The sequence below is a fragment of the Arthrobacter sp. B0316-5-4 genome (assembly GCF_059090325.1).
Window position 1 is genome coordinate 301,608 of sequence record NZ_JBNHFN010000006.1, and the last position, 25,044, is coordinate 326,651.

Below are 25,044 nucleotides of genomic sequence, written 5' to 3' on the forward strand. Positions count from 1 at the left end.
ACGGATAAGGGCCTCCCTGATGCGGCGGGCAACACCGTCATACCCGTGCACACGCACTTGTTCGACTGTGATCACCACGGAGATCCAGTCGTTGGCTGCGAGCAAGGCCTCCCGTTGGATGTCGGATTCCTTCTGCGCGGCGCTGAGGTGGTGACCGCCGTCGTAATTTATCGCGCCTTTGAACTCCGGAAGGCGAGATCCGGCCACACCACTTCCCGGCCCAAGGGGTCGCGTAAGACGACAAATGATTTGATCCGCGGCCGCAACGAGGTGGGCCGGGAGCTAACCCCCTCGACGCCAAGAACTAAGAAGAACTAAATGGACGTCCGGTGGAAGTTCTGGTGGCTGCGGCTGGCGGTGGGGCCGCGCTGGCCCTGGTAGCGGTTGCCGTATTCGCCGGAGCCGTAGGGGTGCTCGGCCGTCGACGTGAGTCGGAAGAAGCAGAGCTGGCCGATCTTCATGCCCGGCCACAGCTTGATGGGGAGGGTGGCGACGTTCGACAGTTCCAACGTTACGTGCCCGGAAAACCCGGGGTCGATGAAGCCGGCTGTGGAGTGCGTCAGCAGCCCGAGGCGGCCCAGGGACGACTTTCCTTCGAGGCGCGCGGCGATGTCGTCCGCGAGGCTGACCGTTTCGTAGGTGGAGCCCAGCACGAATTCACCGGGGTGCAGGATGAAAGGTTCGTCGCCTTCGACCTCTACCAGCCGCGTGAGTTCCGGCTGTTCTTCGGCAGGGTCGATGTGGGCGTATTTGTGGTTGTCGAAGAGCCGGAAGAACCGGTCAATCCGGACGTCCACGGAAGACGGCTGGACCATCGCGGGGTCGTACGGTTCAAGAACAATCCGTTGGGAGTCTATTTCGGCACGAATATCGCGGTCAGAGATCAGCACAGCATCAAAAATACCCCATGCGCCAAATACCCGATGCATTGTCCGGCCAGCCCCATGGGACTATAGTTCCCGGACATGTAGAACCGCGCCCGTACCTGGGGGCATCGAGCATTCGCGGGGTAATTGTGAAAAAACTGGCAGCGCCTGCCGCTATTGTGCTGGCCGGAGCGCTGGCCCTGTGCGTGGCTGCTTCCAGCCAGCTCCTTCCGGCAACGCAGACGGTCCCTGACGGGACCGCTTCTTCAGCGGGTGTCCCGTCGGGACTGAACGCACCGGAAGCGACCACGACGGCGGACCCGGCACCGCTCGCCGACCCTGGCCCTTCCGAAGCGACTCCAGTAGCCGGCAGCGCCGAGGACCCCGTCAGCATTCCGGCTCCGGAACGGGCCACCGGCGATGGGCCGGTCGCGATAGATCCCGTGTTCGAGACGCCACCGCCGGTGCCGAACATCGGACCGTCGTGGGGCCCTGACAACCCTAGTGTCCCCGATACCGGCATCACCGGTCCCCCAGCCACGGAGGCTGAGCCCGCACCCCGCGACACCACATCCGCCGTTACACCCGATCCAGCGCCAACGGCTCCCGCGATCGGTCCGGTTCCACAGCAGACGCCGAGCTCCACGCCAACGCCGACGCCGTCCGCCACTTCACCCGTCCCCACGCCGTCCGCCACCTCCGCCACGCCAACCCCGGCACCCGTCCCAACAACATCCACGGCAGCCCCAACCCCGTTCCCAGGGAAGGCGCCGAGCCAGGAAACCGATCCCGACAACGGAGCATTGGCACTCCTTCCTGACAGCAACTCCGCCGCGATCCTGACGGTGTTTAACGCGATCAACAGCTACCGCGCATCCCTCGGGTTGGCACCGGTGAAGTACCACGCAACGGTGGCCAGCCTGGCTCAGGAGTGGTCCAACAACATCGCGAGCCGGGAAGTGATCCAGCACCGCCCCAATTTCTGGACCGACCCCCGGGCACTCAATCCGAACAATGGCGCGGGTGAAGTCATCGCTGTCCGCTGGGACCGTGACGCCGCACAGCTCGTGGAGTGGTGGAAGCAATCGCCGGGGCACGATGCCCTCCTCCGCGATCCCCGGTTCAACGTGATGGGCATTGGCATCACGTACACGGACGGCAACTGGCAGACCACGCCGAACCGTTACACGCTTTGGGGCGTAGTGAACTTCTTCGGTTACACCACCCTGCCGGCGGGGACCACGACGCGGCCCGGTGGGACGGTCACTCCGCCCACCGATCCGGTGGCTGTGTGCGAACCGGACAACAAATACCAACCCCCTACGGTCAACCTGAGCGCGGCATCCATCGGCAGCGCTGCCGACCTCGTGTCTGTGGGGCCGGACGGAACGGTGTACTCGTATCCATCGCGGGGGAATGCCAAGTATGGCGCTGTCAAGAAGATCGGCGTCGGCTTTACGGGGCTCAAGGAGCTGTTCGTTTCTGACTGGGACCGCGACGGCGTTTTCGATCTCATAGCCCAAAGGACTGACGGTGCACTACTGGTCTATCCGGGAAGGGCCAGCGGCGGCTTCGGCTCCCCGGGCGTCCTTGGCCAGGGATGGCAGTCCCTGAATCTTGCCATTGGTAACTGGTGTGCCAACAACCGCCTGCCGCAAATTGTTGCCATGGACGCCTCGGGTGGCTTGTGGTTATACAGGAACGCAGGCCTGACGTTCATCCGTTCACAGGCGGCGATCGGCACAGGAAACAAGGCCGTGCGGCTCAGCATGGTGGATTACAACGCGGACGGATTGCAGGACCTGTTGACGGTTGAGCCCAACGGATACCTGCGCCTTTACCGCGGCAGCGGCCTGGGCACCCCCAAACAAGAAGCCAGGCCGGTGGTAGGCGCGGCGTGGACTGACTACTCCGCATTGCGTGCCCTGCAAGGAGTCAATGGACCAGGCACCACAGGCGTCGCTGGTCTTGGCACCAACGGAGTTCTGGAGTACTGGGATCTTTCCTCCGGAAGGCTTACTACGCCGGTGACGGTGGGCGGCGGTTGGACCGGCTTCAAGCTGGCCCAGTAGGGCTCACACCACTGAGCGCGATTCCATCACGGTCTTGAGCTGCTCCAGTTGGGCAACTTCGGCCTCCATGGTCTTCTGGATAACGCCGTTCATCAGTTTCTGCAGGCCCTTGGGGTTGTACTCCAGGGCGAACCTGAGCCGGGTTGTCTGTCCTTCGGTGCTGAGGTAGTAGCCGCCGGTTGGCCGGGCCGGTCCGGCCACCACGGCAAAGCGCACTTCCGCACCTGGCCGAGCCTCGGTGATCTGGAAGTCGGCCGCTACGGGGCGTCCGCCCGGGCCAATGATTGTCTGCTGGTACAGAGCGCCCTTTTGACCGCGGTTGCCGGAGCGGAGGGAGATGCTGCGGATCCCGGAGCGCCAGAGTGAATTGTTCATACCGTCCATAAGGAATCCGTAAACGGTCATGGCGTCCCTGCTGATCACCACTTCATAGTCTGCGAATGCCACGGAAACCTCTTTCGGCGTACGGTCCGATGTCGTAGCCCGGTTCCCCATACGCTGCAGCTAACACTTTCAGAATAGTCAGCCGCGCCCCACCGGAACACATCCAGTACGAGCCTTGTCCGAATGGTTACCTGGCGCTTCATAAAGTTACGACTGACACCATCGGTTCCACGCGGTAGAGTGCCCGAGGCTGGTAAATACCGATTTGGGGGCATTATGCGGGTTCTTGACCATCAACTTTTTGCGGCAAAGGCTCGACGACGGGTGGCCGCGTGCGCGGTTTTCCTCGCCGTAGCGGTGGCGGGCGGTGCGATTTCAGCGACACCTGCCACCGCAGCCGCGCCTGACCGGGCTGCGGTGGCCAGTACTGCCGTGACGGCGAAGGTGGGCGTGCCCGCAACTGCAAACCCACTGCCTAGCGTTGACCCTGTCGGAGATCCGGCGAGCTTCTCGGTGCTGGTCAACAAGTCGAGGCCGCTGAATCCGGCAAGCTACGCTCCCAATGACCTCATCAATGCCCGGGGCTCGGGTCAATACATGCGGGCCGAAGCCGCTGCGTGGCTCAACGGCCTGTTCCAAGGCGCGGCTGATGCCGGCACCGGTGGTTTGTCAATCGTCAGCGGCTACCGTTCGTACGCCCAGCAACAGCAGGTCTACGCGTACTATGTCAGCATCTACGGCCAGGCCTATGCGGATACGATTTCCGCACGTCCCGGCTACAGCGAGCACCAGACCGGCCTGGCAATGGACATCGGCAACGCGGCCGGTTCCTGCGGCCTGAGCACGTGCTTCGGCGACACCGCCGCCGGCAAGTGGGTTGCCGCAAACGCCTACAAGTACGGCTTCATCGTCCGTTACCCCAACGGTTACACCGGCACCACGGGTTACAGCTACGAGCCATGGCACCTGCGCTACGTGGGCGTTGCCCTGGCTACCGACATGAACCGGCGCGGGTTCCCCACCCTGGAGCATTATTTCGCTGGCAACCCTGCCGCGGCAGCCAGCATCAAGTCCGGCGCCGACCTGCTTGCTGCTGACACTTCTGGCCGTCTGTTGCGCTACCCGGCTACGGCGGCGGGCGGCTACATGGGCGCCGTCCAGGTAGGTCCGGGGTGGACTGGGCTGAAGCAGGCCTTCGTAGTGGACTGGGACATCGATGGTGTCTACGACATCCTTGCGCAATGGAACAACGGCATGCTCGGCGTCTATCGGGGCCTACCGGGCGGCGGATTCGGCGGCCAGGTTGTTGTCGGGAACGGCGGCTGGGACCGCATGACCATCACCGTGGGCAAGTGGACGCACGCGCATGACCGACCCGGCGTGGTCGGATACTTCCCCGACGGTGTCCTGCGCTACTACGCCAACACCTTCGGTGGTGCGCTCAGCGCCCCGCAAATTATTGGTAAGGGCTGGAATGGCATGGAACTTACCATTGCCGACTGGGAAGGCGACGGCGCCAACGACATTCTGGCCCGGACCCCATCCGGTTCCCTGATCAACTACCGCGGTGATGGTTGGGCAGGCTTCTACGGACCGGCCACAACAGTGGGCACGGGCTGGCAGTACATGCGTGTATTGACGCCGAGCTTCGGGCTGACCGGTGCCGGCACGCGCGGCATCACAGCGCAGACCGCCGACGGCAACCTCTATAACTATGGCCTGGGCCGCGGGCAGTGGACCACATACGGTCAGGTGGGCTCGGGGTGGAGCAACTTGAAACTGTTCAAGTAGGCCCGGGAAGCATCTGTCATGAGGGCCCCTGGAACTGCGCTAAGCTAGGACTCGCTCAAGGGATTTTCCCGGGGCATCGCGGGCGTAGCTCAATGGTAGAGCGCTAGCTTCCCAAGCTCGATACGCGGGTTCGATTCCCGTCGCCCGCTCCAAGGAAACCCCGGATCCAGCGATCCGGGGTTTCTTCTGTCCCAGGCCTGATCTCCGGCCGCCCCCCGGATCACCGCCCCGCGGGCCGCCTGCCCAAGGGTCGCCTCTCCCAAGGGTCACCTCTCCCCTGTGCGCAGAGCCCCAGTGACCCCGGCCACAGCTCCTCCCTGAGAGGTGTATCGTCAGGAGTCAGGAGCCATTTCGGCTCCGCTCTAAGGGAGCGATCATGGGCGACAAATCACCGCGCCAAGCTGCATCGAAGAAATCCAGTAAGTCCATCAAGGAAAAACGTGCGGACAAGCGGGCCTCCGAGTCCTCCGCCACCGAGGCCGCAAAGCCTTCCACCGGCAACAAGAAGTGACCGCGCCAACTGGCCAGCTGAGCATAGGCGTCCTCGCTTCCTCGCTGAAGCCCAATGAGCGCCGCCTTCCCATCCATCCCCAGCATTTGGAGCGCATTGCTCCGGAAGTGCGCCAACAGCTCCGGTTCGAATACGGTTACGGCGAACGGTTTGGCGTCCCGGACAGCACGCTGGAGTCGTTGGTCGGCGGGCTTGGTACCCGCCACGAGCTGATCGCCCAGAGCGACGTCGTCCTCCTGCCCAAGCCGCAGGCCCAGGACCTTGCCGAGCTCCGCGACGGCCAGACACTGTGGGGGTGGCCGCACTGTGTGCAGGACCGGGCCATCACCCAGTTGGCCATCGACAAGAAACTCACGCTCATCGCGTTCGAGGCCATGAACCATTGGGCGGCGGATGGCGGTTTTGGCCTGCACGTTTTCCACAAGAACAACGAGCTCGCTGGGTACTGTTCCGTGCTGCATGCCTTGGCCCTGACGGGTTCCACGGGCGACTATGGCCGGCGCTTGAGTGCGGTGGTCATCGGTTTCGGGGCTACTGCCCGCGGGGCCGTCACCGCGTTGAACGCCCATGGCGTCCACGATGTGCAGGTCCTGACCAACCGGGGTGTCGCTGCCGTGGGGTCGCCGATCCATTCGGTGCGGATCGTGCAATTCGACCATGACAGCAAGGCGCCGTTCCTCAGCGAAGTCATCACGGACACCGGGCGCAAGCCCCTGGCGCCGTTCCTTGCGGCGGCCGACATCGTGGTCAATTGCACCCTGCAGGACCCGAACGCGCCGCTCACGTACTTGCGTACCGAGGACTTGGGGGAGTTCAAGCCGGACAGCCTGATCGTGGATGTCTCCTGCGACGAAGGGATGGGCTTTAGCTGGGCCCGGACAACTACCTTCGACGAGCCCATGTTTCGCGTGGGCGGGCACGTCAACTACTACGCCGTGGACCACAGCCCGTCGTACCTGTGGAACTCGGCCAGCTGGGAAATCAGCGAAGCACTGCTGCCTTTCCTCGGGACGGTGGTGGCGGGGCCGGACGAGTGGGCTGCCAATGAGACCATCTCCCGAGCCATCGAAATCCGCGACGGCGTCATCCGGAATCCGGACATCCTGGAGTTCCAGGGACGTTCGGCGGACTACCCGCACGTGCCTGCGGCTTAAAGGCGCCAAGACGGCAGCACCCGCGGTCCTGCCGCGGGCGCCGCCTTCTTTAAGCTGCCTGGGCTTCCTGCACGATCCTCAGTACACGCCGCCGGTCGCGCAAATCCACTTTGATGTGGAGGGAGGACTTCCGGGCCAGTACGACGGCGACTACCGCAGCCGCGATGGCCGGCACGCCGCCAGCTATCAAAATGGCCAGGTGCGGACCGAGGTGTTCGGCGAGCCAACCCATCATGGGGCCGCCGATCGCCTGGCCACCGATCAACACCACGAGGTACAGGCTCATGACTCGGCCACGGATACTCATGTTGGAACTGGTCTGCACCATCTGGTTCGCGGCGGTCAGGAACATCAGGCACCAGAATCCGGCGAGCACCATGATGACGCTGAACCACACCATGGACGGCATGATCGAGGACAGGCAGAGCATCAGGCCGTACAACCCGGCGGACGTGACCACCGAACGTAACCGCAACTGCCGACGTCGGGTGGACGCCACGGCGCCGGTCAGTGCACCGAGCGCAACCATCGCGTTCAGCAGGCCGTAGCCTCCGGCCCCGGCGTCGTACACGTGGTCCGCAAAAGCCGCCAACAGCACCGGAAGGCTCATCGCGAAAACTGCGACGAACCCCGCCATGAGCCAAGGCCAGTAGATGGTGGGCTTGCTGAGCGCATAGTTCAGGCCTTCCCGCAGCATGCCTTTCTTGCGCGGTGTGGGCTGGCTGAGGTGCAGCTGGTCCTTGCGCAAAATGAGCAGCATGGTCACGGTGGAGCAGCACGCAACCGCGTTGGCGGCGAACGCCCAGCCTGCGCCCACGGCGGTGAGCAGCACGCCAGCCAGAGCGGGCCCGATCAGGCCGCCTAGCTGGAAGGTGGTTGAGTTCACGCTGATGGCGTTGCGCAGGTATTTTGGCCCAACGAGTTCATTGACGAAGACCTGCCGTGCCGGTTGGTCGAGGACCGTCACGAAGCCCAACGCCAGGGCAATGGCATACACGTGCCAGACCTCAACCCGCTGGCTCAGTGACAGGACGGCCAACAGGGCAGCCAGCACCGCAGCCGCCGACTGGCAGATGATGAGGATCTTCCGTTTGGGGAAGCGGTCGGCGATCATGCCGCCCCAGGGCCCCAGGAACAGCGATGGCATGAACTGCAGCGCCACGGTAATTCCGACGGCGGTGACGGAACCGGAAAGTTCAAGAACCATCCAGTCCTGGGCGATGCGCTGCATCCAGATGGCGATCACGGCGATGAAGTGGCCGATCGCGAAAATCCTGAAGTTGGGGACCTTCAGGGAGATGAACGTGTGCCGCCAGGGCAGCTTTTCACTCACGACGGCGAGTGGCTGGGTGACGGTGTCCGGCTGGTTTGTGTCCGGCAAGGGACGGGCGGACAAAGAATCGATGACGGGCTGGCTGACGTGTGCCGCTGAAGGCGGTGGGGGTGCCAAAAGTAGTCCTCGGATGGAGAGTTTCGGTGGGATGCGTTTAACGCTATGGTTGCCAGCAGCAATTATGGAAGAGTATTGCGCCTATAACTAGCATTGCGGAATGCAATGAGCTGCTTGCAGCACAAGGGAAGTGACGCAGTAGTCCAGCCCGGCCACCGAGGAGTTTTGTGTTCGAACCAGTCCAGCTCCGCTCCTTCCTCGCTGTGGCCGAAACCTTGAGTTTCACCAAAGCCGCCGACCGCCTGGGATTGGCACAGCCCACCGTCAGCCAACACGTCCGCAAGCTCGAAGCCGCCGCCAAACGCGTCCTCGTAGCGCGGGACACTCGGGAGGTCAGGTTGACCGACAACGGGGATGCCATGGCCGGCTTTGCCCGCAACATCCTTGCCGCCCACGACTCAGCTGCACGGTACTTTTCCGGTTCGGCGATGCGCGGCCGACTCCGCTTTGGTACCGCCGACGACCTTGCCATTACGGGCCTCCCGCGGATCCTGCGTGAGTTCCGTCAGCTGTACCCGCAGATCAACCTCGAGCTGACAGTCAGCCAAAGCGACCAGCTATACAAGCGCCTCAATGCGGGGCAACTGGACCTGGTTTTCGTGAAGTGGGTGGCCGGAGCAAAGGAAGGCACCGTAGTCCGACATGACAACTTCGCCTGGGTTGGCGTCGAGCAGACCGTGCTGGAACTTGGAGCCCCGGTCCCCCTCATTGCCTATCCGGCTCCCAGCCTGAGCCGGAAGCTGGCTATCGATGCACTGGAAGCCGAAGGCCGGACGTGGCGGATCACATGCAGTACCAAGCAGATCAGCGGCGTCCTGGCTGCGGTCCGGGCAGGCATCGGCGTCGCCGTGATGCCGGCATCACTGGTCCCGGAAGACCTGAAAGTCATCACCCAGCGCTTCGGCCTGCCCCCGGTGGGTGACGTCGACTTCACCCTGATCCGCAATCCGCTGGCGAACGCAGAGGTGATCGACGCCTTGACACAAGCGATCATGGGCAGGACCCTCAGCAAGTCGAACTAGGTGCTGGCCGGCTGGGAGCAGCCAGCGGCCGTAGTACGCTCACCCCATGACTCACGCCAAGCTCACACAGCCGTCGGCACGCTTCCATAAGTCCTGGCTGGACAGCTATGACGAGTGGGGAACCCTTAATCAGGATGGCTCGGCGGCTTTTGTGGCCGGGAGGTACGGCCTGGATCTCCGCGACAGCAGCGACTTCGCGGAATGGGTTGGCCTGCTGCACGAGCTGCCCAAGGAGAGCTTCCAACCTCCCGAAGGTTTGGCCAACCAGACCACCCTCTGGGTTGTCGAGGACAACGCCTACTTGGGGGCCGCCAGCCTCAGGCACTCATTGGTCAATGACTACCTCGTTGAGGTGGGAGGCAACATCGGCTACGGCATCCGGCCCAGTGCGCGGGGCCGGGGGCTCGCCAAACTAGCACTGAAAAGCGCCCTCCTGGAGGGTCGCGCCCTCGGCATGGAACGAGTATTGGTGACGTGCAAGCAGCCGAACGTGGCGTCGGCCCGCACCATCGAGGCGTGCGGCGGCGTTCTTGAAAGCGTCCGGCCACCGGAGAGTTTTGCCCCGGAGTTGGGAGTCACCGAAGCGATCCGGCGTTACTGGTTCCAGCTGTAGCCCGGAGATGTGCGACATGTAGGCCGCACCCTTTTCCGCCGTTCGCACCCGTAACCTCTGGTGCGTTGGGCGGGAATGGCCGCGCCGCTTGCGCGTACGGGGTGCGTTCGGCGGGAGCGGGTGCGGCGTTCGCTCGTACCGGGTGCGTTCGGCGGGAACCGGTGCGGACAGTGTTCGGCATACGATCAGCCCTTACTGGGTAAGCGCATTCCCGGTATCCTGTGAAGCATGACCGACCTCACCACGCTGGCTGACCTCACGCCTGGCATCTGTTCCGTCACCCTCCGCGCGCTGGGGATCGACGACGTTGCGCGAATCTCCTCCGAGGCTGGCCTGGCAGGGATCGAATGGGGCACCGATGTCCACGTCGGTGATGCGGAATCAGCGGCCCATGCCAGGCGCGCCACGAAAGACGCTGGGCTAACGGTCCTGTCGCTTGGCTCGTACTACCGATGCGGCGCTTTCGGAGACTTTGGAAAGGCCTTGGATCTCGCCAGCGCACTGGGCGCCCCAAGGGTCCGTGTATGGGCCGGGGAACTCGGATCTGCGGGTGCCGGCCCGGAACACTGGGACTCGGTGGTGACAGACACCCAGCGTATTGCCGATCTCGGGGCCGAACGCGGGATCACCATCGCCTTCGAATACCACGGCAACACTCTCACGGACTCCCCCGGCACCACCCTCGAGTTGCTGGACCGCGTCAACCACGCCAACGTCGGCACCTACTGGCAACCCGCCGTCGGGCTTTCCGACCAGCAGGCACTCGACTCGCTCCACCAGGTCCTGCCTCGTGTGGTTGGCGTGCACTGCTTCTCCTGGGGGCCTGAAGCCGAGCGGTTCCCGCTGCGGAACCGCAAGTTGCTGTGGCAGACAGTCACCGACGTCCTGCGGGGCAACGGCAAGGATATGGACATCATGTTGGAGTTCGTCGAGGATGACCTCCCGGAGAACGTCTTCAATGACGCCGCCTTCCTGCACACCATCACCCTGGGCGAGGACTAGCGCGAAAGCCGCCCGGACGGCAGCGTGGTCACGCCTGGGATTCCACCGGAGCATCTGTAGCCGGAGCTTCTGCAGTCGGAGCCTCGGTGCTGCGGCGAAGCTTGACCACGCCGCTGACAGGTGGCGTATCCGGGTCTCCGGCAGCGAGGCGACCAATATCCTCAAGCGGCAGGTGGACCGTGGACAACGCCGGCCGGAAGTCGCGCAGGGTCTCGATATCGTCAAAGCCAGCGATGGTGGCATCGCGGGGAATCCATACCCCTTCCGGTCGAAGCGCGGCTGTGACTCCGATGGCCATGACGTCGTTGACCGCGAAGATGCAGAGCCGTTCTTCGGAAGACTTGATCCGTTCCGCGAGCGCCAGGCCGGCGTCGTATCCTCCCGCACGATTGAAGCCGGTGCGGATGACCTCGGCCGGCGGCCTGCCGGCGTCGGCGAGTCCGCGCTGGAATCCGCGGACCCTGTCGTCGGAGGTGTACAGGCCTTCGGGGCCGGCGATGATCAGGAACGGTCCATCGTGGGAGGCAGCCAATTCTGCGGCGAGGCCAGCCGCGAGTTCCTCGTTGGGGACCTTCACCACGTGGTAGCCCTCTGAGGCGGAAGCGCCGACGATGGGGTGCCCCACCACGCCCACATGTCCGCCGTTGCGGCAGTAACGGTCCAACTCGGAGGCGAGCTCGGTATTGCCTTGCTGGTCCTCGGCCCGGACGGAGCGTGAACCAGCGATCACGATGGAGTCCGCACGGCGGGCAGCGAAGGCAGCTACGGCTTCCCGCTCGTCGGAAGCGGCGCCGGAGGTGCTTGCCAGCAACACCATGCGGTTCTGCTGCCGGGCGGCTTCCTGCACGCCGCGGGCTATGGCCGAGAAGTAGGGATCGGCGATGTCGTGGACAATCAGGCCTATCAGTCCGGAACTGGACTTCGCGAGCGCCTGTGCCTGCGCATTGGGGACATAGCCGAGCTTATCGGCGGCCTCGCGGACGCGCTCGGCGATGTCTTCCGCCGGCTTACGGGATGAGCCGTTGAGGACCCGGGATGCTGTAGCCAGGGAAACCCCGGCTAAACGGGCAACTTCACTAAGTGTGCTGGCGGCCACGGGGCCCTCCTTGTCTGCAGGCGTCGGGACTGGCGCTAAGGAAATTATGGCAGTTCGAGCGGGAATTCGGGAAAGCGCTTGCCAAGCTGGCGCGCCATGGTGCATGATTCTTTGCAATGGGAATGCGCTTTCCCACACGAACCAAGCAAGCACCGGGAACCGCAGAGCGACCGGCACACAAGGCACTGGAGACAAAACATGGGTTTCGAAACAAAGACGATCCGCATCGCCATGAACGGCATCACCGGCCGTATGGGTTACCGCCAGCACTTGCTGCGGTCCATCCTCCCCATCCGCGACGCCGGGGGCTTCACCCTCGAAAACGGCACCAAGGTCCAGGTGGAGCCGATCCTGGTTGGCCGCAACGAGGCCAAGATCCGCGAACTCGCCGAACTGCACAAAGTCTCCGAGTGGTCCACCGACCTGGACGCGGTCATCAACGACCCCACCGTAGACATCGTGTTCGACGCTTCGATGACCAGCCTCCGCGCCGCCACCCTGAAGAAGGCCATGCGTGCCGGCAAGCACATCTTCACTGAGAAGCCCACTGCCGAGACCTTGGAGGAAGCCATCGAGCTCGCCCAAATCGGCAAGGAATCAGGCGTCACCGCGGGCGTTGTGCACGACAAGCTCTACCTCCCCGGCCTGGTCAAGCTCCGCCGCCTGGTGGACGAGGGTTTCTTCGGCCGCATCCTCTCCATCCGTGGCGAGTTCGGGTACTGGGTCTTCGAAGGCGATGTCCAGGCTGCCCAGCGTCCGTCCTGGAACTACCGCAAGGAAGACGGCGGCGGCATGACCACGGACATGTTCTGCCACTGGAACTACGTCCTTGAAGGAATCATCGGCAAGGTCAAGAGCGTCAACGCCAAGACCGCCACCCACATCCCCGCACGCTGGGACGAAGCCGGCAAGGAATACAAGGCCACCGCCGACGACGCTTCCTACGGCATCTTCGAGCTCGAGACCCCGGGCGGCGATGACGTGATCGGCCAGATCAACTCCTCCTGGGCCGTCCGCGTCTACCGCGACGAACTGGTTGAGTTCCAGATCGACGGCACGCACGGTTCCGCCGTCGCCGGTTTGAACAAGTGCGTCGCGCAGCAGCGCGCCCACACGCCCAAGCCCGTCTGGAACCCGGACTTGCCCGTCACCGAATCCTTCCGGAGCCAGTGGCAGGAAGTTCCCGCCAACGCCGAGCTGGACAACGGCTTCAAGCTTCAGTGGGAAGAGTTCCTGCGCGACGTCGTCGCCGGCCGTGAGCACCGCTTCGGCCTCCTCTCCGCTGCCCGCGGCGTACAGCTGGCCGAACTTGGCCTCCAGTCCTCGGCCGAGCGCCGCACCATCGACATCCCGGAGATCACCCTCTAATGACGTCACTCATCCTTCCCACCGACGACGGCGGCACCCGCGAGTACCGCCTCCAACCCGCCACAGCATGGGTCAAGCCAACGGCTCCGCTGGCGGCGCGCCGCGCTTACGCTGCAGCCCACGTCATCCCCGAAGTGGCAGCTGATAACACCCCAGGCGCCCCGGCGCAGCTCGACTGGGATGCCACGCTGGCGTACCGGCACGAGCTGTGGTCCTACGGGCTGGGTGTTGCTGACGCCATGGACACCGCACAACGCGGCATGGGCCTGGACTGGGCTGCGACCCAGCAGCTCATCAAGCGCACAGGTGCCGAGGCCGCGTCCGTCGTAGCCGGCAACAATGCGGCGACGGCCGGCAAGTCCGTCCGGGACCTCGTTTCCTGTGGTGCCGGAACCGACCAGCTGGATATTGCCGCCCTCCCTGACGGTGCAGCCGGTATCCAGGCCGTCATCGACGCCTACCGTGAGCAGATCGCCGTCGTCAGCGAGGCCGGGCCCAAGGTCATCCTCATGGCCTCCCGCGCCTTGGCCAAGGTTGCCAACAGCGCCGACGACTACCTGCACGTCTACTCCACGCTCCTGCAGGAAGTGGACCAGCCCGTGATCCTGCACTGGCTGGGCACCATGTTCGACCCCTCACTGGCTGGCTACTGGGGCTCCGATGACGTCTCCGTCGCTACCGACACGTTCCTTAGCCTGATCCGCGAGCACGCGGACAAGGTTGACGGGGTGAAGGTGTCGCTGCTGGACGCCTCGCACGAGGTCGCGCTGCGCGCTGCGCTCCCGTCCGGTGTGCGCTTGTACACCGGCGACGACTTCAACTATCCGGAACTGATCGACGGCGACGAAACGCACCACTCGGACGCCCTGCTGGGCATCTTCGCGGCCATCTACCCGGCCGCTTCGGTTGCGTTGCAGAAGTACGACGCCGGCCAAGGTGCTGAAGGGCGCGCAGTCCTGGACTCCACCCGTGAGCTCGGCAAGCACATCTTCAGCGCCCCGACGTTCTACTACAAGACCGGGATTGCCTTCATGTCCTGGCTCAACGGCAAGCAGCCCGGCTTCCAGATGGTGGGCGGCCTGCACTCGGGCCGTTCGGTCCTGCACCTGGCGAAGACCTTCGAACTGGCGGACAAAGCCGGACTACTGAAGGATCCGTCCCTGGCAGCGTTCCGCATGTCGGACTACCTTCGGATCAACGGAGTGGGCGCATGAGCACGGATTTCTCGCGGTTGTCGCTGAACAGCGCCACCACAAAGAAGTGGACACTTGCCCAGGCCGTGGACGGTTGTGCCCGCGCGGGCATCCCCGCGATCGGCCCGTGGCGTGACCGCGTGGCCGAGGCTGGCCTGGACAAAGCAGCCAAGCTCATCAAGGACGCCGGACTCCGGGTTTCCTCGCTGTGCCGCGGCGGCTTCCTCACCGCGGCAGATCCCGAGGGACAGGCCGCAGCACTGGCCGACAACTTCGAAGCCGTCCGCGAAGCAGTAGCACTGGACACCCAGGAGTTGTTCCTGGTTGTTGGTGGGCTCGCACCGGGTGAGAAGGACGTGGTCGCTGCACGGCAACGCGTGGCGGACCGGCTGGAGGAACTCGTTCCCTTTGCCTCAGAGCATGGCATTCGGTTGGTTCTTGAGCCCCTGCACCCGATGTACGCGGCCGACCGTGCCCTGATCTCCACCCTGGGCCAGGCCCTGGACCTCGCCGCGCCGTACGCCGCGAAGGCAGTGGGCGTCGCCGTCGACACCTTCCACGTCTGGTGGGATCCGGAACTCAAGGCGCAGATCGAACGAGCTGGCCGCGAGAACCGCATCGCCTCCTACCAGGTGTGCGATTTCAACCTGCCGATCGCTACGGATGCGCTGCTCTCGCGCGGAATGATGGGCGACGGCGTCATCGACTTCGCGACTATCGGCACCTGGGTCCGGGACGCCGGGTACACGGGCGACATCGAGGTTGAAATCTTTAACCAGGAGATCTGGGATGCCGATGGTGACACCGTCCTGGAAACCATGAAGCAGCGCTACGCGGAGCTCGTCCTCCCGTTCGCCTAAGAACGTGATCCTCCCGCGGATGGCCCCAATCTCCGCGGGAGGGTCGCACCAAGGCCGCCTCAGCTCGCGGCAAGCTCCACGCGGGCCTTCGGCAGGCCGATGAGGGTGACCGAACCGCCGTCGTGCCCTTGCAGTTCCAAGGTGATGTTCGGTGAGCCTTCCGCAGGCTGCACTGCGCTGACCCGGAAGACTTCACCCCGGATCTTCACGTTGTCGCCGTGTTTGATCGCTTTGAGCTTGGTTTTGCTGGCGTCCATGACAGGGTTCCGGCTACTTGTTCTTCCGCGGTTCGTCGCCGTTGCTTTCACGGATTTCCTCTCCGGTCCTGACAATTTCATCTTCCTTTTCCTGCATCTTGTCGCTCTTCTTGGTGTCGCGGGGCGGCAGCTGAATGCTCTCTTCAGCTTCAATTCCACCCTGCAGCTGGCGGCCACGCTCCATCTCGGCGTCGAATTCGGCACCGAACAGCAAGGACATGTTGAGGATCCAGAGCCACAGCAACATGATGATCACACCCGCCAGGGCGCCATAGGTTTTGTTGTAGTTGCTGAAGTTGGCAACGTAGAAGCCGAACCCCAGTGAGGCGAGGGCAAAAATCACCAGGGCGATGAGGGAGCCCATGCTCATCCAGCGGAACTTGGGCTGCTTGACGTTGGGAGTGAAGTAGTAGAGCACGGCAATGATGGCCACCACAATGACGATGAGTACCGGCCATTTCGCGATGTTCCAGACCGTCAGGAACGCCTGGGACAATCCAATGGCGCCGCCGATTGCTTCTGCCACCGGCCCACTGAGGACCAGCATGGCGGCGACCAGCGCTGCACCAACGACGGCGACGACCGTCACTGCCAGCATCGTGCCGCGGAGCTTGATGAACCCACGCCCTTCGTCCACTTCGTAGACGCGGTTCATGGCGCGGCTAAACGCGGACACGTATCCGGAGGCCGACCATAGGGCCACCACGATCCCGAAGAACAGGGCGAAGCCTGCCGCGTTGGATTGGGTCAGCTCCTCAATGGGCTTTCGGAGGGTGTCAACGCCCGGTCCGGGAGCAAATTGCTGGACGATGTCCAGCAATCCCGATGTGGTCTTGCCTGCATCGCCAAATATGCCGAGAAGCGAAACCAAGGCAAGGAGCGCGGGGAAGAGCGCGAGCACACCGTAGTACGTCAAGCCTGCCGCAGCGTCCGGGCACTGGTCCTTGGTGAACTCCCTCAGGGTCCTTTTGGCGATGTACATCCATGTGGGTTTGGCGAGGTCGTTGGGACTGTCCGGCTTGCGCGAGTCTTCCGGGGAAGGTGCGGTCTGCGCCTTGGCAGTGCTTGTGTGGGCTGAATCTTGTGTAGTCATGGGGCACTCGTTCGTGGGGGTAGGTTGCGCGAACAACTGACTCACCAATACTAAGCATGCTGATGATTCTTTAGGAAGAACCCACGCCGACTTTCAACCCGGAATCTATGCCAGCTTCGCCGCCAGCAGGAACTCGAACGGCGACTCAATCACGGAGCGGATCACCTGGCCGGCAGCTCCCAGCAGGGTTCCGGAATGCTCCAGGCCGGACAATGTCAGGTTCCTCGGATCCAGGAGCCCCGGCGCATGGCGCTCCAGGCTACCCAACAGGGCCGGGCGCAGCCACTCTCCCAGCACGGCAAAATGCCCGCCGAGCACTACCGCTTCGATATCCATCAGCCGGGCAGAGGAGGCGAGGGCCACGCCCAGGTACCGTCCGGCGTCGTCGACTGCCTTCGTAGCCTGCGGATCCCGCCGCCGAAGCGCGGCGAGCAGTACCTCTGCGCGCCCCTCCAACGTGCCGGGCGGAATGCCCGCCGCCTCGAATATCGCCTCTTGGCCAGCGAAGGTTTCCAGGCACCCCGCCCCACCGCACGAGCAGGACGGTCCGTCCGGGTTCACTACGATATGCCCCAGCTCCCCCGCGGAACCACCCGGTCCCGTGTACAGCTCGGACGCGATAATGACGCCGCCACCTACACCCACCTCTCCGGACACGTAGAGGAAGTCGGTGGGGCCGCCGCCGTACCAAAGTTCGCCCAGTGCTGCACTGTTGGCCTCGTTGGACAACCGCACCCCAAGCGGGGCCCCCTCCAGGAGGGCCCGTGGATTCAATGGCTCATTTTCCCAATGCAGGTTAGGGGCGGAGAGGACGACGCTTCGTTGCTCGTCCACCAGCCCGGGGACAGCCAGGCCGCCACCGAGGATGGCTATGCCTTCGGCGGCCGCAGCAGCCTTCGCCTCGGCCGCCAAGGCGCCGAGACGCTCCATCACCGTTGCCGGCTCCAAGCCCCGGTTGGGCGACTCAACACTTGAATGGAAGCGCAGGTTGCCACCCAGGTCCACCACGCCTACGGCCAGGTAATCCACGTTAATTTCCATGCCGATCACGCCGCGCCGGGAACTGAGCTCCAGGCCCTGGCCCGGCCTCCCCCGCTCACCGTCGCGATAAAGGCCCACCTCGGAGACCAGCCCTGATTCCACGAGGTCGGCGACGAGGCTGGACACCGCAGCCTTGGTAAGTCCGGTTCCCGCGGCAAGCTGCGCGCGACTGGGCTTGGCATCCCCCGTCCTCGCGATGGAGTCCAACACGAGCGAAAGATTACGACGGCGGACATCACCTACGCGCCCCGGCGCGGTTGCGTCAATCACGGGTATGGGACCTCCCTGCGGATTCGAAAAACTTTTTGCCGGCTTCCATTGACCATAATCCATCATCCCCCATATAGTTCAGATTGAAAACTAATTGGAAGGCACTACTTTCCTTCCCTTCCCAGTGCTTTGCAAAGGAGCAAAATGACCCCGCAGCCCACCCCCCAGGACCGCTTCACCTTTGGCCTTTGGACCGTCGGCTGGACAGGCGCAGACCCGTTCGGCGTAGCAACCCGCCCTGCCCTGGACCCGGTAGAAGCAGTCCACAAGCTCAGCGACCTCGGCGCCTACGGCATCACTTTCCATGACAATGACCTGATCCCCTTCGACGCCACGGCCTCCGAACGTGAACTGATCCTGAAGAACTTCAAGGCAGCATTGGCCGAGACCGGCTTGAAGACGCCCATGGTGACCACCAACCTCTTCAGCCACCCCGTCTTCAAGGACGGTGGCTTCACGTCGAACGACCGCTCCATCCGTCGCTTCGCCCTGAGCAAGATCCTCCGCAACATCGATCTCGCTGCCGAGCTTGGCGCCGAGACGTTCGTGATGTGGGGCGGCCGCGAAGGCAGCGAATATGACGGCTCGAAGGACCTCTCCGCCGCGCTGGACCGCATGAAGGAAGGCGTTGACACCGCGGCCGGCTATATCAAGGAGAAGGGTTACGGCCTACGGATCGCCCTGGAGCCCAAGCCGAACGAACCCCGCGGCGATATATTCCTTCCCACCGTCGGGCACGGCCTCGCGTTCATCGCGCAGCTGGAACACGGTGACATCGTGGGCCTCAACCCGGAGACGGGCCACGAGCAGATGGCGGGCCTGAACTTCACCCACGGCATCGCCCAGGCACTGTGGGCCGGAAAGCTTTTCCACATCGACCTCAACGGCCAGCGTGGAATCAAGTACGACCAAGACCTCGTCTTCGGCCACGGCGACCTCACCAGCGCCTTCTTTACCGTGGACCTCCTGGAGAACGGCTTCCCGAACGGCGGACCGAAGTACGACGGCCCACGCCACTTCGACTACAAGCCGTCCCGCACGGACGGTTACGACGGCGTTTGGGAATCCGCAAAGTCCAACATGTCCATGTACCTCCTGCTCAAGGAGCGTGCGCTTGCGTTCCGCGCGGATCCCGAGGTCCAGGAAGCGCTGGCCACCTCAGGCGTGTTCGAGCTGGGCGAGCCGACTCTTAGCGCCGGCGAGACCACCGCGGACCTGCTGGCTGACGCCAGCGCTTTCGAAACGTTCGACGCCGACCAGGCCGCGGAGCGCTCGTTCGCTTTCGTCCGCCTCAACCAGCTGGCCATCGAGCACCTGCTCGGCGCCCGCTAAGTCACTCCCGCCCACCAACATCCATCACCGGACGTGCCCTTGTTTCGGGTACGTCCGGCGATGTCCTCCAAAGGAATTACGCATGCCTCTCGTAGCCGGGATCGACAGCTCCACCCAGTCCTGCAAGGTGATCATCCGCGACTCAGCCACAGGTGCCCTGGTGCGTCAGGGCCGGGCTTCCCACCCGGAGGGAAGCGAGGTTCACCCTGAGCACTGGTGGGCTGCGCTGCAGGAAGCGATCACGGACGCGGGCGGTTTGGATGATGTGGACGCCATCTCCATCGGTGGGCAGCAGCATGGCATGGTGTGCCTCGACGAATCCGGCGACGTTGTTCGCCCGGCCCTGCTGTGGAACGACACCCGTTCAGCACCGGACGCCGAGAATCTCATCCGGGAGGCCGGTGATGGCGATTCAGTGGCCGGTGCCGCCCAGTGGGCAAGCAGCACAGGAACCGTGCCGGTCGCTTCATTGACGGCCACCAAGCTGCGCTGGTTGGCCCGCAATGAGCCGGACAACGCCGCCCGTACGGCCGCGGTGTGCCTTCCCCATGATTGGCTGTCATGGCGCCTGGCAGGCAACGGTCCAGGAACAGGGCCCGCGTCGCTGGAGCTCCTCCGCACCGACAGGTCCGACGCCTCCGGCAGCGGCTACTTTTCGGCCACCACCGGCGAGTACCTTCCCGAAGTACTTCGAAGCACGCTGGGACACGTACCGGTGCTGCCCACCGTCGTGGGGCCTTTGGAAGTGGCAGGCAAGACTCCGGGAGGCGCCTTGATCGGGCCGGGCGCTGGCGATAACGCTGCCGCAGGCCTGGGCGTCAGTGCCACCGTCGGTGATGTCGTCATATCCATCGGCACGTCGGGGACGGTATTCGCCGTATCGGAGGTTTCCTCACACGACGCCAGTGGATTGGTGGCAGGTTTCGCTGATGCGACCGGCAATTATCTTCCCCTCGCCTGCACGCTCAACGCCACACGGCTCTTCGACTCCACCGCCGCTTTGCTGGGCGTGACCCTCCACGAACTTGGCGAACTGGCCTTGTCCGCACCGGAAGGATCCGGCGGGCTGACCATGGTGCCGTACTTCGAGGGCGAACGGACACCCAACTTGCCGAACGCCACTGGTTCGCTCCACGGCCTCACCCTCTCCAACTACACCCCCGCCAACCTGGCCCGGGCCGCATTCGAGGGTGTGCTGTGCTCCCTCGCCGATGGCCTGGCCGCACTCCTGGCCCAGGGCGTCGCGGCCCAGCGCGTCATCCTGGTAGGTGGCGGCGCACAATCCGGAGCCGTCCAGGAGGTCGCCGCCGCTGTATTCGGGGTTCCGGTGTTCGTGCCGAAGCCGGGCGAGTACGTTGCAGATGGCGCCGCGCGCCAGGCAGCGGGTGTCCTGGCGGGCACGTTGCCTGACTGGCCAGTGAAAGGCGTGAACGTGAGTGCACGGAACGGCGACGCGCCCGCCGCCTTCCTTACGAGGTACCGCCATTACGCCGCAAGGGCGGCCATCGGCTGATCATCGTGGCCAGTGCTCTATCGTGACAGGGTGAGCTCTGAACGAACCGCACCAACCCGCCCTCCGGTCATGGAGGACGTCGCCCGCGTCGCCGGGGTGTCCCATCAGACCGTTTCACGGGTGCTCAACAACCACCCCAACGTGAGTTCCAAGACCCGCGAGCGCGTCGAACAGGCCATCACCGATCTGGGCTACCGCCGCAACGTAGCCGCACGTAGCTTGGTAACCCGACGCTCCCAAACCATTGGTGTGCTCGGCAGCGAACTGGCCCAGTACGGACCATCCCACACACTTTTGGGCGTCCAGCAAGCGGCGAGGGACGCCGGCTACTTCGTCAGCGTTGCGGGCCTGCGCGAAGTCACGCCGGAAACCATCAAGGACGCCATCGCCCATTTCATGGACCAGGGCGTGGACGGCATTGTGGTCACGGTGCCCCACCCCGGAACTTTTGATGTCCTGCGGGATATCACAGCCCAGGTTCCACTGGTAGCCGTCGGGTCCGTGGGCGATGAGAACCTCAGCGGCGCCACAGTCGACCAACGGCAAGGAGCCCGGCTCGCAGTCCAACACCTTCTGGACCTTGGCCACACGCAGATCGGCCACTTGTCCGGGCCCGCCGATTGGATCGACGCGGCCGCGCGCATCGACGGCTGGCGGGATGCTTTGGCTGAGGCGGGGCTTGAGCCAGCCACACTGATCGAGGGCGACTGGAGCGCTGAATGTGGTTACCGCGAAGGCTTGAAGATCGCTGCGGAGCGCTCGGTGACGGCTCTATTTGTTGCCAACGACCAGATGGCTCTGGGGGTACTGCGCGCGTTCAACGAGACCGGCGTCCAGGTTCCCACCGACATCAGTGTGGTGGGTTTCGATGACCAGCCGGAATCCGCGTACTTCATTCCGCCACTGACCACCGTTGCGCAGGACTTCGAAGAGCTCGGCCAACGCTGCATCGATCTGCTGCTCGAGTACCTGGACAAGGGCACGTCGCACGCGCCGGCGACGGTCACGCCGCGCCTGGTTGTCCGCTCCACCACAGCCCAAGCCGGACCCACCCAAGCCGGTACCCGCCAAGCGGGGCAGGCCTAGGGGTTGGCTACGGCCCCCACCCAGACATTGTCGTGAACCTTGCGCCAGCCCTCTGCTTCGAGGGCCTTGGTGTCGAAGCCGGTTGTCACCAGCTTCACGGTGGGCTGCCCCGTGTGGCTGGTGGTCACGATTTCCCGTTCGCCGGTAATCCCATCGGAACAAGCCAGCGTCCATTGGTCCGGCTTGTCAACGGGGTAGGCGGCGATGCAGGCGGTCGTGTGCTCAGGGCTCTCAGCTGCGAAGTACTTAACCCCGTCGTCCTCGGCCAAAAGTCGGAAGTCTGAGGGCAAGTCAGGTTTTTCGCTCCGAATATCGGCGGGTAGTGCGTCTTTTGCCTCGGCGGGCCGTTGTACGGCCGCAATTCCGGGGTAGCTGGAGCACCCGGTAAGCAACAGGACCGCAACAGCGGCGGCGACGGACGTCATCTCGCGGTATCTCAATGTTCCCCCAAACAGTTTGTCCTGCCACCCTACCCGTGAGCGGACTTGGACACATCAGCGGAACCGCTCTTGACATCAAAGTTGTGAGCGCTAACAATTGCATCAGACCTTCTTCACTTTTCCACCCCGAACCCCGGCAATGAGGCCCTGGCCAGCCGGATGGAGACCTCATGAATACCTCAGAAAATTCCCCCCTCGATGAGCAATTCGTCATCGGCGTGGACTACGGCACCCTCTCCGGCCGCGCCGTCGTCGTGCGCGTCTCGGACGGTGCCGAGCTCGGCAGTGGCGTGTTCGAATACCCGCACGCCGTGGTCACGGAAAAGCTTCCCGGCAGCGGCCAGCGTTTGCCCGCCGACTGGGCGCTCCAGGTCCCTAACGACTACCGCGACGTCCTGCGCAATGCTGTACCGGCCGCCGTCGCCGATGCCGGCATCGACCCGAAGAAGGTGGTGGGCATCGCCACCGACTTCACCGCCTGCACCATGGTCCCGACGACGGCGGACGGCACGCCGCTGAACGAGGTGGACCGCTTCGCTGACCGACCCCATGCCTTCGTGAAGCTGTGGCGCCACCACGCCGCCCAACCACAAGCGGACCGCATCAACCAGCTTGCTGAAAAGCGTGGCGAATCCTGGCTCCCCCGCTACGGCGGCCTGATCTCCTCCGAATGGGAATTCGCCAAGGGCCTGCAACTCCTCGAAGAGGACCCCGAAGTCTACGGCGCCATGGATCACTGGGTTGAAGCCGCCGACTGGATCGTCTGGCAGCTATGTGGAAACTACGTCCGGAACGCCTGCACAGCCGGATACAAGGGCATCTACCAGGATGGAAAGTACCCGTCGGAGGATTTCCTCGCCGAGCTCAATCCCCACTTCAAGGATTTCGTCTCCGAAAAACTGGAGCACACCATCGGCAGTTTGGGCGACGCCGCCGGACAGCTCACGGAAGAAGCCGCCGCCTGGACGGGCCTTCCGGCAGGGATTGCCGTAGCCGTGGGAAACGTTGACGCGCACGTCAGCGCACCGGCAGCCAATGCCGTGGAGCCTGGACAGCTTGTTGCCATCATGGGTACCTCCACCTGCCATGTCATGAACGGCGACGTCCTCCGCGAGGTCCCGGGCATGTGTGGTGTCGTTGACGGCGGAATCGTTGACGGCCTGTGGGGCTACGAAGCCGGCCAGTCCGGAGTAGGCGACATCTTCGGTTGGTTCACTAAGAACGGCGTCCCGCCGGAATACCACCACGCCGCCGCAGCCCAAGGTAAAAGCATCCACGAATACCTCACGGAACTCGCTGAGAAACAGGCCATTGGCGAGCACGGACTCATCGCCCTGGACTGGCACTCGGGCAACCGGTCAGTGCTGGTTGACCATGAACTTTCCGGCATCGTGGTGGGCCAAACCCTGGCAACCAAGCCCGAGGACACTTACCGGGCCCTACTGGAGGCCACGGCGTTCGGCACCCGCACCATCGTGGACGCCTTCCGCGATTCCGGTGTCCCCGTCAAGGAATTCATCGTGGCCGGTGGGCTCTTGAAGAACAAGTTCCTCATGCAGGTCTACGCGGACATCACCGGTTTGCAGCTTTCCACGATCGGTTCCGAGCAGGGCCCCGCGCTCGGCTCCGCCATCCACGCTGCCGTCGCTGCCGGGAAGTACAAGGACATCCGCGAAGCCGCCTCATCCATGGCCGCAGCTCCCGGCGCTGTGTACACGCCCATTCCTGAAAACGTTGCTGCATACGACGTCCTCTTCCAGGAATACCGGACCCTGCACGACTACTTCGGCCGCGGAACCAACAATGTCATGCACCGCCTCAAGGCGATCCAGCGCGAGGCGCAGGGCACCGCAAGGGTGACCGAGCCGGCGTCGAACTCTTCCACCGACGCCGCAGAGCGGGTGTCCGCATGAGCGCGCTCCTGGACACCATCGCGAGGGTTCGCAAGGAAGTCTGCGAACTTCACGCAGAGCTGACCCGATACGAACTGGTCGTGTGGACCGCGGGCAACGTCTCCGGCCGCATTCCAGGCCACGACCTCATGGTCATCAAGCCGTCCGGGGTTTCCTACGACGACCTCACACCGGAGCTCATGGTGGTCACCGACCTGTACGGCACACCGGTCCGGGGCATGAACACCGGCAGCGCGGGCACCGTTGACTGGGGGAATCCGGATCTTTCGCCTTCCTCGGACACAGCCGCGCACGCTTACGTCTACCGGCACATGCCCGAGGTTGGCGGCGTGGTGCACACGCATTCCACCTACGCCACAGCCTGGGCTGCCCGCGGCGAGGAAATCCCCTGCGTTCTGACCATGATGGGCGACGAATTCGGTGGCCCCATCCCCGTGGGGCCGTTCGCGCTGATCGGGGACGACTCCATCGGCCAAGGCATCGTGGAGACGCTCAAGAACTCCAACTCCCCCGCCGTGCTGATGCAGAACCACGGGCCGTTCACCATCGGCAAGGACGCCCGGTCCGCGGTCAAGGCCGCTGTCATGTGCGAGGAAGTAGCCCGGACCGTGCACATTTCCCGTCAGCTGGGCGAACCACTTCCCATCGACCAAGCCAAGATCGAGTCGCTGTACGACCGCTACCAAAACGTTTACGGCCGCTAAGCCCTCAGCAGCC

Annotated in this window: 23 protein-coding genes and 1 tRNA gene; 16 read left to right on the forward strand and 8 right to left on the reverse strand. The window is 64.0% G+C overall.

What is annotated here, in order from left to right; genetic code table 11:
• Positions 1 to 314: 314 nt before the first annotated feature.
• Entirely contained in the window at positions 315 to 890 is a 576-nt protein-coding gene (gene dcd, locus AC5RU9_RS19715; protein ID WP_494017792.1) for a dCTP deaminase, read from the reverse strand.
• A gap of 125 nt (positions 891 to 1,015) precedes the next feature.
• Here dcd and AC5RU9_RS19720 point away from each other — a divergent pair, with 125 nt between their 5' ends.
• Positions 1,016 to 2,938 carry a CAP domain-containing protein gene (locus tag AC5RU9_RS19720; RefSeq protein WP_494017793.1) on the forward strand — a complete coding sequence of 641 codons (1,923 nt, stop codon included), beginning with the start codon at positions 1,016 to 1,018 and terminating at the stop codon, positions 2,936 to 2,938.
• 3 nt (positions 2,939 to 2,941) lie between these two features.
• On the opposite strand, the gene AC5RU9_RS19725 is transcribed toward AC5RU9_RS19720, so the two are convergent.
• Positions 2,942 to 3,385 (reverse strand): SRPBCC family protein, encoded by a 444-nt coding sequence (locus tag AC5RU9_RS19725; RefSeq protein ID WP_494017794.1) that lies wholly within the window; start codon positions 3,383 to 3,385, stop codon positions 2,942 to 2,944.
• 213 nt (positions 3,386 to 3,598) lie between these two features.
• Here AC5RU9_RS19725 and AC5RU9_RS19730 point away from each other — a divergent pair, with 213 nt between their 5' ends.
• The 4 genes from AC5RU9_RS19730 to AC5RU9_RS19745 all read left to right on the forward strand — a co-directional run bounded on the left by AC5RU9_RS19730 (position 3,599) and on the right by AC5RU9_RS19745 (position 6,778).
• A complete protein-coding gene (locus tag AC5RU9_RS19730; protein WP_494017795.1) occupies positions 3,599 to 5,113 on the forward strand; it encodes a M15 family metallopeptidase in 1,515 nt (504 codons plus the stop codon).
• 78 nt (positions 5,114 to 5,191) lie between these two features.
• Positions 5,192 to 5,265 (forward strand) — tRNA-Gly (locus AC5RU9_RS19735).
• A gap of 224 nt (positions 5,266 to 5,489) precedes the next feature.
• Positions 5,490 to 5,624, forward strand: a complete 135-nt coding sequence (locus AC5RU9_RS19740) for a hypothetical protein (RefSeq protein WP_458108388.1) — start codon at positions 5,490 to 5,492, stop codon at positions 5,622 to 5,624.
• Positions 5,621 to 6,778 (forward strand): N(5)-(carboxyethyl)ornithine synthase, encoded by a 1,158-nt coding sequence (locus AC5RU9_RS19745; protein WP_494017796.1) that lies wholly within the window; start codon positions 5,621 to 5,623, stop codon positions 6,776 to 6,778. Before AC5RU9_RS19740 ends, AC5RU9_RS19745 begins: the two co-directional genes overlap by 4 nt.
• Before the next feature lie 49 nt (positions 6,779 to 6,827).
• Here AC5RU9_RS19745 and AC5RU9_RS19750 read toward each other — a convergent pair whose 3' ends face one another.
• The gene (locus AC5RU9_RS19750) at positions 6,828 to 8,228 is read right to left on the reverse strand and encodes an MFS transporter (protein ID WP_494017797.1); all 1,401 of its coding nucleotides are present in this window, start codon (positions 8,226 to 8,228) and stop codon (positions 6,828 to 6,830) included.
• Between the two features lie 167 nt (positions 8,229 to 8,395).
• On the opposite strand from AC5RU9_RS19750, the gene AC5RU9_RS19755 reads away from it, so the two are divergent.
• The 3 genes from AC5RU9_RS19755 (at position 8,396) to AC5RU9_RS19765 (ending at position 10,865) form a co-directional block, all read left to right on the forward strand.
• A complete protein-coding gene (locus tag AC5RU9_RS19755) occupies positions 8,396 to 9,250 on the forward strand; it encodes a LysR substrate-binding domain-containing protein (RefSeq protein WP_494017798.1) in 855 nt (284 codons plus the stop codon).
• A gap of 46 nt (positions 9,251 to 9,296) precedes the next feature.
• On the forward strand, positions 9,297 to 9,863 hold the full coding sequence (locus AC5RU9_RS19760; protein ID WP_494017799.1) for a GNAT family N-acetyltransferase: 567 nt from the start codon (positions 9,297 to 9,299) through the stop codon (positions 9,861 to 9,863).
• 228 nt (positions 9,864 to 10,091) lie between these two features.
• Positions 10,092 to 10,865, forward strand: coding sequence for a sugar phosphate isomerase/epimerase family protein (locus tag AC5RU9_RS19765; protein ID WP_494017800.1), 774 nt, complete (start codon positions 10,092 to 10,094; stop codon positions 10,863 to 10,865).
• A gap of 28 nt (positions 10,866 to 10,893) precedes the next feature.
• On the opposite strand, the gene AC5RU9_RS19770 is transcribed toward AC5RU9_RS19765, so the two are convergent.
• Complete coding sequence (locus AC5RU9_RS19770) at positions 10,894 to 11,961, reverse strand: LacI family DNA-binding transcriptional regulator (protein WP_494017801.1); 1,068 nt, start codon at positions 11,959 to 11,961, stop codon at positions 10,894 to 10,896.
• Positions 11,962 to 12,159: 198 nt separating this feature from the next.
• On the opposite strand from AC5RU9_RS19770, the gene AC5RU9_RS19775 reads away from it, so the two are divergent.
• Genes AC5RU9_RS19775 through AC5RU9_RS19785 form a run of 3 tightly spaced genes read left to right on the forward strand, consistent with a single transcriptional unit; the run spans position 12,160 to position 15,382 of the window.
• Positions 12,160 to 13,329: a Gfo/Idh/MocA family protein gene (locus tag AC5RU9_RS19775; protein ID WP_494017802.1), complete on the forward strand. Its 1,170-nt coding sequence runs from the start codon at positions 12,160 to 12,162 to the stop codon at positions 13,327 to 13,329.
• On the forward strand, positions 13,329 to 14,543 hold the full coding sequence (locus AC5RU9_RS19780) for a dihydrodipicolinate synthase family protein (RefSeq protein WP_494017803.1): 1,215 nt from the start codon (positions 13,329 to 13,331) through the stop codon (positions 14,541 to 14,543). Before AC5RU9_RS19775 ends, AC5RU9_RS19780 begins: the two co-directional genes overlap by 1 nt.
• Complete coding sequence (locus AC5RU9_RS19785; RefSeq protein WP_494017804.1) at positions 14,540 to 15,382, forward strand: sugar phosphate isomerase/epimerase family protein; 843 nt, start codon at positions 14,540 to 14,542, stop codon at positions 15,380 to 15,382. The genes AC5RU9_RS19780 and AC5RU9_RS19785 overlap by 4 nt, the downstream gene beginning before the upstream one ends.
• A 59-nt stretch (positions 15,383 to 15,441) precedes the next feature.
• On the opposite strand, the gene AC5RU9_RS19790 is transcribed toward AC5RU9_RS19785, so the two are convergent.
• From AC5RU9_RS19790 to AC5RU9_RS19800, 3 genes are all read right to left on the reverse strand, one after another.
• Complete coding sequence (locus tag AC5RU9_RS19790; RefSeq protein WP_494017805.1) at positions 15,442 to 15,639, reverse strand: hypothetical protein; 198 nt, start codon at positions 15,637 to 15,639, stop codon at positions 15,442 to 15,444.
• Between the two features lie 13 nt (positions 15,640 to 15,652).
• On the reverse strand, positions 15,653 to 16,732 hold the full coding sequence (locus AC5RU9_RS19795) for a YihY/virulence factor BrkB family protein (protein ID WP_494017806.1): 1,080 nt from the start codon (positions 16,730 to 16,732) through the stop codon (positions 15,653 to 15,655).
• 105 nt (positions 16,733 to 16,837) lie between these two features.
• Entirely contained in the window at positions 16,838 to 18,106 is a 1,269-nt protein-coding gene (locus tag AC5RU9_RS19800) for an ROK family transcriptional regulator (protein WP_494017856.1), read from the reverse strand.
• 81 nt (positions 18,107 to 18,187) lie between these two features.
• On the opposite strand from AC5RU9_RS19800, the gene xylA reads away from it, so the two are divergent.
• The 3 genes from xylA to AC5RU9_RS19815 all read left to right on the forward strand — a co-directional run bounded on the left by xylA (position 18,188) and on the right by AC5RU9_RS19815 (position 21,974).
• Positions 18,188 to 19,375 (forward strand): xylose isomerase, encoded by a 1,188-nt coding sequence (gene xylA / locus AC5RU9_RS19805; RefSeq protein ID WP_211713584.1) that lies wholly within the window; start codon positions 18,188 to 18,190, stop codon positions 19,373 to 19,375.
• An 82-nt stretch (positions 19,376 to 19,457) separates the two neighbouring features.
• Positions 19,458 to 20,888 (forward strand): xylulokinase, encoded by a 1,431-nt coding sequence (gene xylB, locus AC5RU9_RS19810; protein ID WP_494017807.1) that lies wholly within the window; start codon positions 19,458 to 19,460, stop codon positions 20,886 to 20,888.
• 69 nt (positions 20,889 to 20,957) lie between these two features.
• A complete protein-coding gene (locus AC5RU9_RS19815) occupies positions 20,958 to 21,974 on the forward strand; it encodes a LacI family DNA-binding transcriptional regulator (protein WP_494017857.1) in 1,017 nt (338 codons plus the stop codon).
• On the opposite strand, the gene AC5RU9_RS19820 is transcribed toward AC5RU9_RS19815, so the two are convergent.
• Entirely contained in the window at positions 21,971 to 22,399 is a 429-nt protein-coding gene (locus AC5RU9_RS19820) for a hypothetical protein (RefSeq protein ID WP_494017808.1), read from the reverse strand. The genes AC5RU9_RS19815 and AC5RU9_RS19820 overlap by 4 nt on opposite strands.
• Positions 22,400 to 22,584: 185 nt before the next feature.
• Between AC5RU9_RS19820 and araB the strand changes: the two genes are divergently transcribed.
• Together araB and AC5RU9_RS19830 are read left to right on the forward strand one after the other, a co-directional pair.
• Complete coding sequence (gene araB, locus AC5RU9_RS19825) at positions 22,585 to 24,327, forward strand: ribulokinase (protein ID WP_494017809.1); 1,743 nt, start codon at positions 22,585 to 22,587, stop codon at positions 24,325 to 24,327.
• Positions 24,324 to 25,031 carry an L-ribulose-5-phosphate 4-epimerase gene (locus AC5RU9_RS19830; RefSeq protein WP_494017810.1) on the forward strand — a complete coding sequence of 236 codons (708 nt, stop codon included), beginning with the start codon at positions 24,324 to 24,326 and terminating at the stop codon, positions 25,029 to 25,031. Before araB ends, AC5RU9_RS19830 begins: the two co-directional genes overlap by 4 nt.
• Positions 25,032 to 25,044: the final 13 nt, after the last annotated feature.

What these genes read in the sequence shown, in the direction of transcription:
- AC5RU9_RS19730 (WP_494017795.1), top strand. Translation starts at nt 3,599, where the DNA reads ATGCGGGTTCTTGACCATCAACTTTTTGCGGCAAAGGCTCGACGACGG.
- AC5RU9_RS19740 (WP_458108388.1), top strand. Translation starts at nt 5,490, where the DNA reads ATGGGCGACAAATCACCGCGCCAAGCTGCATCGAAGAAATCCAGTAAG.
- AC5RU9_RS19760 (WP_494017799.1), top strand. Translation starts at nt 9,297, where the DNA reads ATGACTCACGCCAAGCTCACACAGCCGTCGGCACGCTTCCATAAGTCC.
- AC5RU9_RS19765 (WP_494017800.1), top strand. Translation starts at nt 10,092, where the DNA reads ATGACCGACCTCACCACGCTGGCTGACCTCACGCCTGGCATCTGTTCC.
- AC5RU9_RS19775 (WP_494017802.1), top strand. Translation starts at nt 12,160, where the DNA reads ATGGGTTTCGAAACAAAGACGATCCGCATCGCCATGAACGGCATCACC.
- AC5RU9_RS19780 (WP_494017803.1), top strand. Translation starts at nt 13,329, where the DNA reads ATGACGTCACTCATCCTTCCCACCGACGACGGCGGCACCCGCGAGTAC.
- AC5RU9_RS19785 (WP_494017804.1), top strand. Translation starts at nt 14,540, where the DNA reads ATGAGCACGGATTTCTCGCGGTTGTCGCTGAACAGCGCCACCACAAAG.
- AC5RU9_RS19790 (WP_494017805.1), bottom strand. Translation starts at nt 15,639, where the DNA reads ATGGACGCCAGCAAAACCAAGCTCAAAGCGATCAAACACGGCGACAAC.
- AC5RU9_RS19795 (WP_494017806.1), bottom strand. Translation starts at nt 16,732, where the DNA reads ATGACTACACAAGATTCAGCCCACACAAGCACTGCCAAGGCGCAGACC.
- AC5RU9_RS19800 (WP_494017856.1), bottom strand. Translation starts at nt 18,106, where the DNA reads ATGGATTATGGTCAATGGAAGCCGGCAAAAAGTTTTTCGAATCCGCAG.
- xylA (WP_211713584.1), top strand. Translation starts at nt 18,188, where the DNA reads ATGACCCCGCAGCCCACCCCCCAGGACCGCTTCACCTTTGGCCTTTGG.
- xylB (WP_494017807.1), top strand. Translation starts at nt 19,458, where the DNA reads ATGCCTCTCGTAGCCGGGATCGACAGCTCCACCCAGTCCTGCAAGGTG.
- AC5RU9_RS19815 (WP_494017857.1), top strand. Translation starts at nt 20,958, where the DNA reads ATGGAGGACGTCGCCCGCGTCGCCGGGGTGTCCCATCAGACCGTTTCA.
- AC5RU9_RS19820 (WP_494017808.1), bottom strand. Translation starts at nt 22,399, where the DNA reads ATGACGTCCGTCGCCGCCGCTGTTGCGGTCCTGTTGCTTACCGGGTGC.
- araB (WP_494017809.1), top strand. Translation starts at nt 22,585, where the DNA reads ATGAATACCTCAGAAAATTCCCCCCTCGATGAGCAATTCGTCATCGGC.
- AC5RU9_RS19830 (WP_494017810.1), top strand. Translation starts at nt 24,324, where the DNA reads ATGAGCGCGCTCCTGGACACCATCGCGAGGGTTCGCAAGGAAGTCTGC.